The sequence below is a fragment of the Micromonospora sp. NPDC048898 genome (genome assembly GCF_043198035.1).
GTDB lineage: Bacteria > Actinomycetota > Actinomycetes > Mycobacteriales > Micromonosporaceae > Micromonospora.
Genome location: NZ_JBICUF010000008.1, coordinates 228,565 through 241,263 on the forward strand (window position 1 = coordinate 228,565; position 12,699 = coordinate 241,263).

9 protein-coding genes are annotated in these 12,699 nt (G+C 74.8%); 2 read left to right on the plus strand and 7 right to left on the minus strand.

The genetic code is table 11. The features are described from left to right. Nucleotides 1-68 precede the first annotated feature (68 nt). The 4 genes from ACGFIQ_RS22190 to ACGFIQ_RS22205 all read right to left on the minus strand — a co-directional run bounded on the left by ACGFIQ_RS22190 (nucleotide 69) and on the right by ACGFIQ_RS22205 (nucleotide 2,429). Nucleotides 69-626 (minus strand): sigma-70 family RNA polymerase sigma factor, encoded by a 558-nt coding sequence (locus ACGFIQ_RS22190; RefSeq protein ID WP_393246415.1) that lies wholly within the window; start codon nucleotides 624-626, stop codon nucleotides 69-71. Nucleotides 627-814: 188 nt separating this feature from the next. Continuing rightward, on the minus strand, nucleotides 815-1,765 hold the full coding sequence (locus ACGFIQ_RS22195; protein ID WP_393246417.1) for a hypothetical protein: 951 nt from the start codon (nucleotides 1,763-1,765) through the stop codon (nucleotides 815-817). Between the two features lie 38 nt (nucleotides 1,766-1,803). Then, a complete protein-coding gene (locus tag ACGFIQ_RS22200; RefSeq protein ID WP_393246419.1) occupies nucleotides 1,804-2,145 on the minus strand; it encodes a hypothetical protein in 342 nt (113 codons plus the stop codon). After that, on the minus strand, nucleotides 2,142-2,429 hold the full coding sequence (locus ACGFIQ_RS22205) for a hypothetical protein (protein WP_393246421.1): 288 nt from the start codon (nucleotides 2,427-2,429) through the stop codon (nucleotides 2,142-2,144). The genes ACGFIQ_RS22200 and ACGFIQ_RS22205 overlap by 4 nt, the downstream gene beginning before the upstream one ends. A gap of 122 nt (nucleotides 2,430-2,551) precedes the next feature. On the opposite strand from ACGFIQ_RS22205, the gene ACGFIQ_RS22210 reads away from it, so the two are divergent. Beyond that, a complete protein-coding gene (locus ACGFIQ_RS22210) occupies nucleotides 2,552-4,075 on the plus strand; it encodes a hypothetical protein (RefSeq protein WP_393246423.1) in 1,524 nt (507 codons plus the stop codon). Between the two features lie 138 nt (nucleotides 4,076-4,213). Continuing rightward, on the plus strand, nucleotides 4,214-6,769 hold the full coding sequence (locus ACGFIQ_RS22215) for a hypothetical protein (protein ID WP_393246425.1): 2,556 nt from the start codon (nucleotides 4,214-4,216) through the stop codon (nucleotides 6,767-6,769). On the opposite strand, the gene ACGFIQ_RS22220 is transcribed toward ACGFIQ_RS22215, so the two are convergent. Genes ACGFIQ_RS22220 through ACGFIQ_RS22230 form a run of 3 tightly spaced genes read right to left on the minus strand, consistent with a single transcriptional unit; the run spans nucleotide 6,754 to nucleotide 12,637 of the window. Then, nucleotides 6,754-9,411, minus strand: coding sequence for an AAA family ATPase (locus tag ACGFIQ_RS22220; RefSeq protein WP_393246427.1), 2,658 nt, complete (start codon nucleotides 9,409-9,411; stop codon nucleotides 6,754-6,756). The two genes, ACGFIQ_RS22215 and ACGFIQ_RS22220, sit on opposite strands and share 16 nt — an antisense overlap. Beyond that, nucleotides 9,408-12,128 carry a LuxR C-terminal-related transcriptional regulator gene (locus ACGFIQ_RS22225; protein WP_393246429.1) on the minus strand — a complete coding sequence of 907 codons (2,721 nt, stop codon included), beginning with the start codon at nucleotides 12,126-12,128 and terminating at the stop codon, nucleotides 9,408-9,410. Before ACGFIQ_RS22225 ends, ACGFIQ_RS22220 begins: the two co-directional genes overlap by 4 nt. Then, nucleotides 12,125-12,637, minus strand: coding sequence for a hypothetical protein (locus ACGFIQ_RS22230; protein ID WP_393246431.1), 513 nt, complete (start codon nucleotides 12,635-12,637; stop codon nucleotides 12,125-12,127). Before ACGFIQ_RS22230 ends, ACGFIQ_RS22225 begins: the two co-directional genes overlap by 4 nt. Nucleotides 12,638-12,699: the final 62 nt, after the last annotated feature.

The window sequence follows — 12,699 nt, forward strand, 5'->3', positions numbered from 1 at the left end:
AACGAGCCGGGCGACCGGTTGGTTCACGGTTGGGCGGGCCAACTTCGGAACTTCTGCCGGCGGGCCACTCAGTTGCTGAACCCCCGCCCGGCGAGGTCCTCACGCAGCGCCCGCAGCGCGTAGAACGTCCGTGACTTGACCGTCCCCTCGGGGATCGAGAGGTTGCGCGCGGCCTCGGCGACCGTGTGTTCCTGAAAGTAGATCTCGATCAGCGCGCTGCGCAGCCGCTCCGGCAACCTGGCCACGGCGTCGCGCACCTCGCGGCCGTTGAGCAGGCGGTCGATGTCGTCCACGGCGGCGTGCCGCTCCTCGATGCGCTCGTCAAGCTGCTCGGACGGCCTGCCCCGGGCCGCCCTCAGGTGGTCGATGGCGATGCGTCGGGCGACGGTGAACAGCCAGCCCCGGCTCCACTGACCGTCGGTCGTCCGCGCCTCCGGATGGTGCCAGGCACGCACCAGCGTCTCCTGGACGATGTCCTCGGCGAGGCCACGATTGCCCATCGTCAGACGCAGGAGGTAGTTGAGCAGAATCGGCCCATGTGTCTCATAGGCGAGCCGCAGCGCGTCGTCGTAGGTCGGCTCTGGCGACGACGCACCCGAGAGCATGTTCCCCGCGGCCTGGTTCATGGCAGCGATAACGAGTGCATCGGTACCCGCGTTCAGTGTTCGTGGGGGTTTTCCCGAGGAATCTTGGCAGACCCTCGCGGGCCGACTCGGCGTCGGAACCCCATTGCGTACGCTGACCTGCCGAAACATCGCAACGGACGGCGCGACCCGGTGCGGTCGCGATAGGACGGGTCGTGCGTCGGCTGGACTCACGTCGGATCCGGTCCCCCGTCCGGTCGCGGCGATCCCTTGACCACGTCGGCCGTCACCAGAATCCCGCCGTCGGCCTGACGGACGCTGAGCTGACTCAGGTCGTCCACCGACACCGCGACGTCACCGGCGTAGCCGCCGCGGCCCGGGTTGCCGTTCAGCCGACCGAGCAGCAACTCCTCGCCCGCCGTGGTGAGTGCCCACAGCTGGTACGACGCCTCCGGCGTCAGACCGTCGGTCGAGACCCGCAGGTTGACCTGACCGTCGTCGTCGTAGAGGACCGCGGAGAACTCCACGCCGCTGACGCCGTCGTCGGTGGTCGCCACCGCCACGACCGGACCGGGCGAGTCAGTCGCGTTCCAGGGCTCGATGAGCAGTGTCGTGCTGAGCGCGACGGCGAGCAGGCCGGTCAGGCCCACCACGCCACCGATGCGCCGACCGCGTGATCTGGGGCGGCGGTGCGAGTGCGGGCCACGGGACAACGGGCCCGTCGCGGGTCGTGGGGGCAGGAAACCCTCACCGGGTCCGGCGCGGTACCGGTCGGCCAGACCAGGCGGGTGGACCCGGGTCACCGGACGGACGTCGTCGGGGACGCCGAGACGGGGCACCGCGCGGGTCTCGCGCACGATCACGACCGGAGCCTCGGCGCGGGCGGGCAGGTCCCGCGCCGGCACGGCGCCGGGTGCGCCGAAAAGATGATCACCTTGCGGGGTACGGTCCGGCTCGGCCGGACCCGCCCCGAAGTCGGCGATCAAGCGTCGTACGTGTGCGGCGCTGAGCAGGCCGAGAGTGTCGACGGTGTGATCGATCTCCTCCCGCTCGGCCCGGCAGCTCGCGCAGTGGCCCAGGTGAGTGGTGACGTCGTGTCTCTCCACCTCGGACAGCAGACCGAGCACGAGCATGCAGACACTTGTCCGCATCGTCGCGTCGACGCAGGTGGACGTGACCATGGGAGGTCACTTCCCGCGGGGGGCGGTGGCAGCGGACATCAGTCGCCACCCGCTGCCGATCCCCCGTGCCCGGCGGAAAGGCCGGGCGTGCGCTCGGACCACGTGGTGCCGACAAGGTCCGGCAGGGTGATCCGCACCGCGTCGCTGATGATGCCCAGCACGCCGGTCGGGCCGAGCAGACCGTCCGTCGCGATGGCCCACTCCTCCGCCGGATCGAGGTAGTCGTGGCTGTCGGCCCACCGCGCCCGCGTCGGCTCCAACTGCTCACGCAGCGTGGCGAGCCGCCTGGCGACATCGGTGGCCAGCGCGTTGATGGCCGCCCCCGGGTCGGCCGGGTCGCCCGCACCGTCGGGGACCGGTGCCCACTCGGTGGGGCTCATCGGGACCCACCGGCGGCGAGCGCCAGATCGGCCGGCCGGAGGTCGGCCGCCGCCTGCAGGTCACCGGCGATGTCCTGGAGCGCGTCGTCGAGCATCCGGGCGTAGATGTCGTACCCGGTCAGCAGCGCGTCGCGACGGGAGGCGGACATCCGCAGGCGTGCCGGGTCGAGGCTCGCCAGGTGGGCGCGTAGCCGGTCGAGTTGCGTACTGATGCCGGCTGCGGCGTCGCGGCACGCGTCGGCGATGTTGCCCTGGCCCTGCGGATACGGTGTAATTCCCCTCATAACGCCTCCGATCTCGGGAGAACAACCTGAGAACGACGGGTGGCACGCCCCGGTTCACCATTCCTCCGACGATCCTTGGATCGCGGCAGCACCCGACGACCCCGGCGAAGGACGATGCCACGATGAGACGACGGCTCGCGGTGCTCGGCCTCTGCCTGCTCGTGCTGGGCGTCAGCACACAGGTGATCGCTCCGGCGGCCGTCGCCGCACCCACCTCCCCGACGCTGCGCGCTGCGGGCGAGACCGGCAAGTACTACGTCGTCGGACCTCCGGTCGACGGCCAACGGGAATATCTCTTCGCGATCGCGGCGAAGACACTGGGCAACGGCAATCGGTCCCCGGAGATCTTCGCGCTCAACGAGGGGCGACTCCAACCCGACGGCCGTCGGCTGACCGACGCGACAAGCCTGCAGCCCGGCTGGATCCTCGTCCTGCCCCGGGACGCGACGGGCCCCGGCGTCCAGACCGGCGCGCTTCCGGCACCGACGCCAGCACCGACAGCGGTGTCACCGTCCCCGCCGTCGACCGCGTCCACGGCATCCGCCGACCCGCCGGCACCATCCACTGTCACACTGCCGCGCCTGTCCGTCCTGTGGTCCCCGACCGGGCTGCGGGTGGCGTTGATCGCGCTCGCCGTGCTCCTCCTGCTCTGGGCACACGTGGCTCTGCGTGCACGGCATCGACCCGCCCGTGGCGACGCCGCGCCGGCCAGCAGGCCGGTCCGGCCCGTCCCGACGACGACTCCCCCGGATCCACGGCCCGCACCGGTCACCACGCCACCAGCGGAGCAACCACCTCCCCCGACGCCCGCGGAACCAGCCCTCGTGATGCCATCCCCGGTCGCGACCGAGCCGCCCACACGGCCGCTCGTGGCGGTCACGACCAAGCCACCCGCCCAACCACCCGCGTGGGTCGCGACCGAGCCGCCCACCCAACCGCCCGCGGCAGTCGCGACCGCGACACCCGCGGCAGTCACGGCCAGGCCACCCGTCCAGCCGCCGGTGGCGGTCCCGTTGCCGCGAGCCGCGGATCGCACCCCGGCTCGGGCGGTGCCCGACGGCCGGGCTGCCGGCCTTCTTCCGCTGGCCCGCCCCAACCCGTTCGCCACCCTGGTCACGGATCTGACCTGCGGCCCGGACCGGGCGACCGTGCGGCTGGTCGGCGCGCGACCGGCGCGCTGGGGATCCCCCTACGGGTGGCTGACCGACGGGCAGCGACCTCCACCGTCGAGTGCGCCTCTCGTACTGGGCGACCGGGACGGGCGTCGACTGTGGATCGACCTCGCGGTCGCTCCCGACGTACTCAGCCTCGGCGGTGACCTGGCCGCCTGCCGCCGACACGCGCTGGCCCTGCTGCACCAGTTCGACGCCGACACGGACGTGGTGGTGGTCGGCGACGTGCTCGGCGACGCGGCACCCGAGGGTTGCCGCCGGGTCGACGCCGTTGCCGAGGTGGCAGCCGAGGAACCGTCGACGAGGGTACGGGTGGTGGTGTGCGCGGGCCCCGCTGCCGGGGCAGGGTGGGGCCCCTTCCGCGCGTTGTCGCACAGCCCCCACCGGACCGTACCGATTGTCGTCGGCGCGGGACCCGCGGCACGGTGGTCGTTGCGGCTGGGTCCACCGGTCGCGGCCCAGTCCGGACGATGAGCTGGCACAGCACCGGGCGTACGCCCAGAATGGACGCCTTGTGGCCGGTGCCGGCCCGAGGCGGGACACAGAGCGAGGACTACGTTGCGACCCAGCCGACAGCGCACGCTCGGGGCAGGCCCGGAGCAGGTTCCCCCGGTGGATCTGCCGCTACCCGTCGACGGCCTGTGCGACCTCGTGCTGGTCCGCACCGGGGACGGCAGGTTGGCCCGGCCAGCGGATGACGACACGGCACTGACCGCGGACGAGATCGCCGACTGCGCGCGGGCGCTCGGAGTCGCCGGGCGGGACCTTCGCGTCCTCGTCGACGACGGTGCCCGTGACGCGGCCCTGTTCGGGCAGGTCGCCACCGCGCTGGGCTGCGACGTCCTGGTCGCGCCCGCCGGAGCGACCGTGCGTCGCCGGACCGGCCCGGGCCTCGCCGGCCCTGCCGAGGTGGTCCCGCTCGACCGGATCAGCGGGGCGGTGGTCGACTGGGTCCTGGTGCAGCCCACCGGACTCCAGACCACCCGACCCGGGTGGTTCGACCTGGCCGGTGGCCTGGTGCTGCCGAGGACCGGGCTGGCGACACTGCCATTGGCGGGCGGCCTGGAGTTCGCCAACCGCGAGGACTTCGTCGTACGCCGGGCCGCGGCGGCCCGGCTCGGCGACGGTCACCCGGACCTGGTGACGGTGGCGCTCGCGACTCGCGCCGGCCAGTTCCGGCTCTCGACGTACCGGCAGGACGCCGCCGGGGAGAGACCGGGCCGGTACTCCGGGCAGGACGTGGCCGCGGCCCTCTCCGCGACGTTCCTGTACGGCGGTGACCTGCGCCTGTGGTTGCGCTGGCCGGACGATCCCGCACAGTGCGCGCGCCTCGACGCCGAGGTGACGGCTCTGGCCGAGGCGACCGGCGCGACGGTGTGGACCCCGGAGGTCGGCGGCGAGGCGGTGCTGCTGCGCGGCTGCCTGGACCTGGCCGCCCGGGACCGCTCCGGCGCGGTCACCCGCTGGCGGGAATACCGCCCCCCGCACGCACCGGGCGCCGCTCGCTTCGCGACCGATCGTGACGGACGGCTCGTGCCCGATGGCGGGCCCACGGTCAGCGCCGCCGGCGGGGTCGCGCTGATCAGCTCGGAACGGCCGTCGGAGGTCACGTTCCTCGAACGGTACGCCGATCTGTCGGCCGAGCCGGGCATGACGCTCGTCGACCTGACCATTCTCGACGGAGGGCGCCTCGCTCTGCGGTACGCAGATGGCAGCCACCTCGCGGTGGGCGCGGTCGAGCTGCGGGCACTGTTGACGAACGCCGGGTGGCAGGGTGCCGACCTCCAACTGCTGACCCCGGTGGCCGACGAGTGGACCGAGGGCCTGCGGGAGCACCTGAGCGTGCTGGAGTCGGACCTCGGCGTCGAGATCTGGTCGCTGGCCCCCGGCGCCGTCGTCGTGGTCCGCGACGGCCTGGCCCGGGCCGTCGACGAACAGCGACGCCCGGCGCGCTGGTTGCGGGCCGCCGATGCGGATCTGCGGGCCGAGACCGGTCGGTGGCGCAACGACGATGGTTGGCTGATCCCGCGTCGGCGGGGCGCGGATGGGCCGTCGACGCCTGCGCCGGGGCCGTCGCCCGCCGAACCGGCGGCCGGGCCATCGCCCGCCGAACCGGCGGCAGCCGAGCGGTCGCCCGCCGAACCGGCAGCCGGGCCATCGCCCGCCGAACCGGCGGCAGCCGAGCGGTCGCCCGGCGGACCGGCAGCCGGGCCATCGCGCGCCGAACCGGCGGCAGCCGCGCCGCCGCCCGAGCGGGTGTTGCCGGCACCGGGCCCGCGCCCCGCACTGACCGTTCCCGCACCCGGCAGCCGGCCACACGGTCTGCGGTGGTTGCCGGACCGCCCCGAGGTGAACGCCGACCCCGTGCGGGTCTGGCTGGCCAGCCCGTGGTCGCCGCAGCGGGTCGCGGTCGAGGGTGTGCCGTCGGCCGACCTGTTCCTCGTCGGCGACCTCGACGGCGAGCGGGTCGCCCGTGCCCACCCGTACCAGCATCTGCTGTGCCTGCGGGTCGAGGCCGGCGCCCTGGTGGACCTGGACCGGGTCGGTGACCTACCGGCGGACCTGGGCCGCCGTGTTGCCGGGGCGGCGGGCAGGTTCCTGCTGCCGGCGGGTTGGCTCGACCAGGCGCGGCTGCAGGCGGGCTACGACATCGACGACGCCGGGCGCCCACAGGAGGAGACCGAGCTACCCGGACATGACGTCGTGCTGCGCTGCACCGGGGCGCGACACGGCACGGACGGTCTCCCGGACGATGTGGTGCGCTGGCCCGCAGGCGGGCGGGGGGCCGGCGTCTGGGCGCTGATCCCGGCTGCCGGGGACGAGCCGACCGACGACTTCCTGCCGCTGCACCAGGGCCGACCGCCGGTGCGCGACGGATACCTGTTGGTGCGTCTTCGGGTGGCGGCGGGCCGGGCGATCGACGCGCGGGCCAGCGCCGCCGCGTTGGCCGCCCACACCTCGATTCGGTCGCGCCTGCCCGAGTTGGTGGCCGACGGTGTGACGCTGCTGTTGCCGCCGGGGTCCTACGACGACACCCGGGTGGAGCAGGTGCTGCACACCGACGGCGGGCGCTGGCGGCAGCGGGCGAAAGGAGTCGACCTGGCTCTGCCGAACCTTCTCGGGCAGCGACCCGCGCCAGACGTGTGGCGTCCTCAGCCGATGCGGTAGTCGCCGAGCAGCACTGCCGTGGCCAACTCCACCCGGGACCGGTAGCCGGTGCGGTTGAACAGTCGGGTGAGCCGGCCCTCGATGCTCTTCGCGCTGTTCTGCGTGGCGGCGGCCAACTGTCGGTTCGACAGTCCCTCCGCGACCAGGGCGGCGAGCAACCGTTCGCCCTCGGCAAGGGTCTGCGCCCGTCCCGGCACCGTGATGCCGTGGTCGCGCATCGCCTGGCGGACCCGGGACCGGTGCAGGATCGCGCCCAGGTCGCCGAGGATCTCGTACGCCTCACCCAGCAGCTCGACGCTCCGACCGGTCCAGCGGACCGCCCGCTCGATCGCCCTGGCCACCTCGTGGGGCTGACCGACGACCCGGGCCAGTGCCACCAGCTCACCGGGCCGCACCCGGTCCGGTCGAACGATCAGTTGGGCGGTGGCGACCCGCAGGGCGCCGATGGCGGTGGTCTGGTCCGCCGCCGCCACGGCGGATGCGGCGGCGCTGCGTGCCGCTTCGCCGTCGCCGCGTACGATCGCGAGTTCCGCGGCCACCAGCCAGAGTTCGTCCAGGCCGACGACCAGCCCGTGCCGGGTGGCGGCGGCCAGGGCGTCGCCGACGACGCGTTCGGCGGCCGACGCGTCGCCGAGGAGCCACTCCGCCTCGGCCGCCACGGGTGCCAGCAGGTACGGCAACGGGGCGGCGTCGGCGCGGGCGGCGTCGAGCAGCGCTCGGGCCCGCACCGGCCAACCGCGGGCGAGCAGTATCTCGGCCGCCGCCCGATGCACGGTGCTGTGTGCCACCGGCCGGGTCACGGGGAGATCGGCTGCGATACCGAGCAGCGCGGCGTCGTTCGCGGCATCCCACCGGCCCGCGCGCCAGTGGACCAGGCACCGCTCGGGCGGCGGCAGATCGTCCACCGTCAGACCGGCCTCCGCCAACTCACGATCCGCCCGGTCCAGCGCGCCGACGACCGCCGCCAGGCTGACCCGCGCGACGGTGTCCGCGAAACGCCGGCGGGCAGCGCCCCGAACCGACCCGCCGAGACCCGAGCCGTCACCGGCCGGAGCGCCGGCCACCGGGACGCCGGCGGTGCCGGCGGTGATCGGCGCGCCGATCAGTAGTTCGCTGTCGGAGCGGGTCGAGTCGGACGGCAGCAGGCTCGCGGCCTCGGCCCAGCGGTCCAGGAAGCAGAGCGCCGCGGCCCGGGTCGTCCGGGTCGGCACCGGACCGTCGGGCAGCCAGGGTTCGCCGGCCGCGACGGCCTGCACGTCAGGCGCCGCACGCATGCCACGCGCGCTGGCGAGGGCGAGCAGTTCGGCCTCCTGCCGGGCGGCGTCGGGCAGGGTGTCGGCGTACTCGCCGAGCAGGTGGCGCACCTGCGCCTGGGCGACGGCGTATCCGCCGATGCCGACTTCGGCGACGGTTCGGGCCAGCAGGGCCTCGGCACGGTCCGCGGGATCGCCGCTGAGGTCGGCCGCGCCGGCCCACCAGCGTGCCGCCACGGCGGGCGTGCGTACCGCCGCGTCGTCCGCGTGCCGGCGCAGCAGCGCCGCCGCCGGCTCGGCGTCGACCAGGCCACCGGCGGCGGCGACCTGATCCGGCAGGTACGCCGGATCCGCGCACCGGGCGGTGCCCGACCAGAGCGCCTCGACCGCCACCTGCGCGAGCCGGCGTCGTTCGTAGGGGCCGAGACCCGCGCGCAGGGCCAGTGCCAACGCGGGCACCCGGATCCGCCAGCCGCGCCGATACTCCCGCACGAAACCCTCCGCGCGCAGGGCATCCAGGTGCCGGTGTGCCTGCTCCGGTGTGGTGTCGAGCGCCTGCCCGATCAGCCCGGGGACGGCCGCGCCCAACGGTTCGAGCACTGCCAGGGCGCGGGCGACCGTGTGGGTGGCCGGGCCGAGCTGGCGTACCGGCCGGGTGAGGTCGTGCTCCGCGGGGATCCGGGGTGTGCTTGTCGCATCGGTCAGGTAGGCGCGGCGCTCGACGATCCGCAGGGCCGCCGAGGCGCGGTAACCCTCGACGACGGCGAGCACCGCGGCGGGCACACCCCGGCCGAGTCGGTGTAGCTGCGTCGAGAGGGAGTCGTGTGGCGTTGCCTGCAACGCCTGGCGGGCGAGCGCGTCGACGTCGGCCCGGGACAGCGGCCGCAGCCGCTCGATCCGCACGAGCCCGCTCTGGCGCAGGCGGTCGAAGGCGGCCGACTGGTCCGGATCGGCACCGACGGCGTCGGAGCGCAGGGTGGCGACGCACCGTACGGGCACCGGGTACTCCTCGTGCAACACGTTCCGCAGGGCATCGACGGACTCCGCGTCGGCCCACTGGGCGTCGTCGACGAGCAGCACCAGGCCGGAGTGCCGCCGCAGGACGCGGGAGAGTGCGTGCGCTGGCGGCTCGCCGGTGCGGGCGTGGCCACGACCGGCGGCCAACCGGGTGGGGGTCGGGATGAGCGCGGCAAGGATCCGCCCGGCGAGATATCCCGCGTCGTGCCGACACTCCGGCGCCAACCGCAGGTCGAGAACGGGCCTTCCGGCCTGCGTGGCGGCGTTGCGCAGCGTGCGCAGGGCATGGGTGCGACCGATGCCGGCCGGACCGGTGAGCACGGTCAGGGTGGGCCCGTCGAGGTCGACCGGGAGATTCACTGCGACGCTCACGACGCCGTACCGAGGATGTCCGTGGTGAGGCTCACCGCGGCCAACTCGACACGCGAGCGGCAACCGGTACGCGCGAATAGCCGGGTCAGGTGGTTTTCGACGGTCTTCTCGCTGATCCGCACCTGCGCCGCGATCTGCCGATTGGTCCGTCCGTGACCGATCAACTCGATGATGTGCGTCTCCACCGGGCTGAACCCCGTCCGGGGCGTACGGGTGCGGGGCTGGCGGACGTCGCGCTCCCGCATCGCGGCGGCGACGGCGGACCGCAGCCAACCAGAGGTCATCGTCTTCGCCACCGCCTGTGCCTCGATGAGCCACGGCCGAGGGTCCTCGGCGACCCGGCCGAGCGTCAGACAGGCGTACGCGAGGGCGAGGCGGTTCCCACCGGCACGGACGAGATCGACACCGCGTGCGGCGGCGGTCGCGTCACCCCGGCACAGCGCCTGGACCAGCAGCGTCGTCTGCCTGCTGAGCCGACGCCGAGGCTCGGCCGCGTCGGCGTCGACCACCGCCGTCAACCAGGCCGTCTGCTCGCCGAGACCGAACCGTGCCGCGAGACCCGCCGCGCGTACCAGGAGGTGCTCGACGCCGATGCGGCTGCCGTGGTGCCGGTGGCTCTCGTACGCCCGTCGCCCGTCACCCAACCGCCGGGCCGCCTCCTGCGCCGTCTGGGCCTCCCCGGCCGGCCCGTTCGCGGCCCACCACCGAAGTGCCGCGTACGGCGGTTCCTCCGGGACCGAGCGCAGCCAGGAGGGCGCCTCCGTGGCTCGACCCAGCAGGCCGAGCGCCTCGGCCGCCCAGAGCCGGGCGAGACAGCGCGGCAGGGGCGCCTCGGCGCCGGTCAGGTCCAGCTCGCGGGCGGCCGAGAGCAGGCCGGAGAGGTCGCCGCCGGCCTGGCAGGTGTGCAGCCGGTGGTACGCGGACAGGAGTCCGTCCTTCGGCACGCCGTAGCGGTGCGGTCCCAGGACCAGCCTCAGGAGTGCGGCCAGGTCCCCCGTCTCGCCGGCCAGCAGCAACTCCTCGCGCGCCGGGCCGGCATCCGCCAGTCCGGGGCCGACGGCGTCGGCCAGGACGCCGAGTTCCGCCGGGTGCAGCAGCGATCCGCTGTCTGCGTGGGCTGCCGGCGGCATCGGCGCCGCGGGCGGTACGCCGGTGCGCCACCAGTCGGCGAAGGCCACGGTTGCCGAGGCCACCGGTGCTCCCCGCAGAGCGGACCGGATGGTGGCGGGCACCGGCTCTCCGGTGTGCACGGCGACGAGTGCGGCGGCAGCCGCGACGTCCGCTGCGTGCCGGGACGACGCGCCGTGGCCTCGCTGGATGGCCGTGTCGACCACCTCGCCGAGGCGGGCGACCTGGCCGGTGCGCACCAGCAGCCGCAGCAGCCGGGCGAGGATGTCGTCGCCGGCCCGCCCGCCGCCGGAGTGCCAGAGTGCGGCGCGCAGCCAGTGCGCCGCCCGGTCCGGCGCACGGTCGCTGTTCTCGTCGGCCGTGGCGGCGAGGGTCACCGCCGTACGCCTGTCGAACGGCAGGGCGACGCCCGCCGAGGTGACCTGGTCGGCCAGGGCCGCCCCGTCCGCCGGCCGGCCGGACGCGGCCCGGCGGAACATCGCCGCGGCGCAGGCGCGGTGCAGGCGGGCCACGGCGTCCGGGCCGGCATCGGTGATCAGGCGGGCGGTGAGCGCCGGGCTCTGCGGGAGGATCCCGCCCTGCGGCCCGGCGACGAGCAGGCCGTCGTCGATCAGTTCGTCGATCATCCAGCCGTAGTCGGACAGCCGGCCGCGGGTGGCGTCGGCGAACAGCGGCAGGTCGTCGATGCCGAACCGGGTGACGGCGGCCATGGTGGCCAGCCGGACGGCGACCGGGCCGCGCGCCCGCAGCGCGGCGAGCAGGCTGTGGTCCGTCGGCAACGCGATCGGGGCGTGCGGGTCCAGCAGGCACAGGTGCCCCCGCACGACCGCGAGCCGCCCGGCCCGGGTCAACTCGTGTGCGATCTCCAGCACCGTGCCGGGGTGCCCGGCCAGCGGCCCGAGCGCGGTGGACAGGGCTGCGGGCACCGCGTCGTCGAGCGGCACGGCGTACCGGCGGGCCAGCATTGCGCGTACGGCCTCGGCGCTCAACGGCGGCAGGTCCACCACGACGTCGGCGAGCGTGCCGAGTCGGCAGTCGCCGGGTGGTGCGGCGGCGGCCACGACGAGGCAACCGGCGCGGACGGCGGCGGCCAGTGCCGGGGCCAGCGCGGGACTGGCGTCGTCAGCGATCAGCACCGTCGGCGCCCGTCGGCCGATCAGGGCGAACGCGGCGGCGGCCTGCTGGGCCAACGCGATGCCACGTCCGGCGTGCTCGCCGGCGGGCATGTCGCAGAGCGCACCGAGCGCGCTCAGCGGGCCGGCCAGCGGCGGGTCGGCCAGCAGCTCGTACTGGTCGCGAACGGCGTTCAGCAGCGCCGCGAAGCCGGCGGCGGTGTCGCCCGGTGCGGCAGGTGCCACCCGGAGCACCACCACCCCGGCGGTACGCCAGGCACTCGCGGCCGCGTCCAGCAGCGACGACCGGCCGCTGCCCGCCGGACCCCGGACGAGTGCGAACCGGCCGCCGATCGCGGCGGCCGCACGGGCCGCGTCGAGGGCGTGCAACTGCGCCGCACGGCCCACGATCGTCCGCCGTCTCGGGATGGCTCCCGGCCGCACGGTGCGTGGTCGCGGCACCTCCGGCGCGGTCATCCGACCGCCGCCCCGACGCCGGCGCCACCACGCCCACCCGCTGCCGCACCGACGGCGTCCTGCCGGATCACCAGGAAGATCTCACCGGCCACGGCCAGCGAACGTACGTAGGACTCCTCGTCCTCGGTCTCCAGCCAGATGATCCGCCCGCCCGCCTCGCGGGGGCGATCCGCGTCGGCCTCGGCGAAGTGCGCGTCGATCAGCACCAGCGGCACCGGGGCCGACCACCGCTGCGGGACCCTGCGGTTGGCGCGGTCGTTGAGCAGGACCTGCATCTCCTCCGAGTCGCAGTCGAAGGAGTCGTAGGCGTCGAGCACCCGCCGCTGGATCCGCCGCAGGGACAGCTCGGCGTGCTCCGTCCGGACCGCCCGGCGCCTCCCCTCCGGCACGGCCTGGTATCCCGGGATCAGGTCGGCGAGCAGCGCCGCCGGGTCGTCGGCGGTGACGCTGCGTTCCCCCGCCGCCCACACCATCCGGTAGCGCCGCTCTTCGTTCCCGACCCGTGCCACGTGCTCGCCTCCATCCACGCCCGACGGTGTGCCGGACGTGCCTGTTCAAACGAGACGCGGCC

What these genes read in the sequence shown, in the direction of transcription:
- ACGFIQ_RS22190 (WP_393246415.1), bottom strand. Translation starts at nt 626, where the DNA reads ATGAACCAGGCCGCGGGGAACATGCTCTCGGGTGCGTCGTCGCCAGAG.
- ACGFIQ_RS22195 (WP_393246417.1), bottom strand. Translation starts at nt 1,765, where the DNA reads ATGGTCACGTCCACCTGCGTCGACGCGACGATGCGGACAAGTGTCTGC.
- ACGFIQ_RS22200 (WP_393246419.1), bottom strand. Translation starts at nt 2,145, where the DNA reads ATGAGCCCCACCGAGTGGGCACCGGTCCCCGACGGTGCGGGCGACCCG.
- ACGFIQ_RS22205 (WP_393246421.1), bottom strand. Translation starts at nt 2,429, where the DNA reads ATGAGGGGAATTACACCGTATCCGCAGGGCCAGGGCAACATCGCCGAC.
- ACGFIQ_RS22210 (WP_393246423.1), top strand. Translation starts at nt 2,552, where the DNA reads ATGAGACGACGGCTCGCGGTGCTCGGCCTCTGCCTGCTCGTGCTGGGC.
- ACGFIQ_RS22225 (WP_393246429.1), bottom strand. Translation starts at nt 12,128, where the DNA reads ATGACCGCGCCGGAGGTGCCGCGACCACGCACCGTGCGGCCGGGAGCC.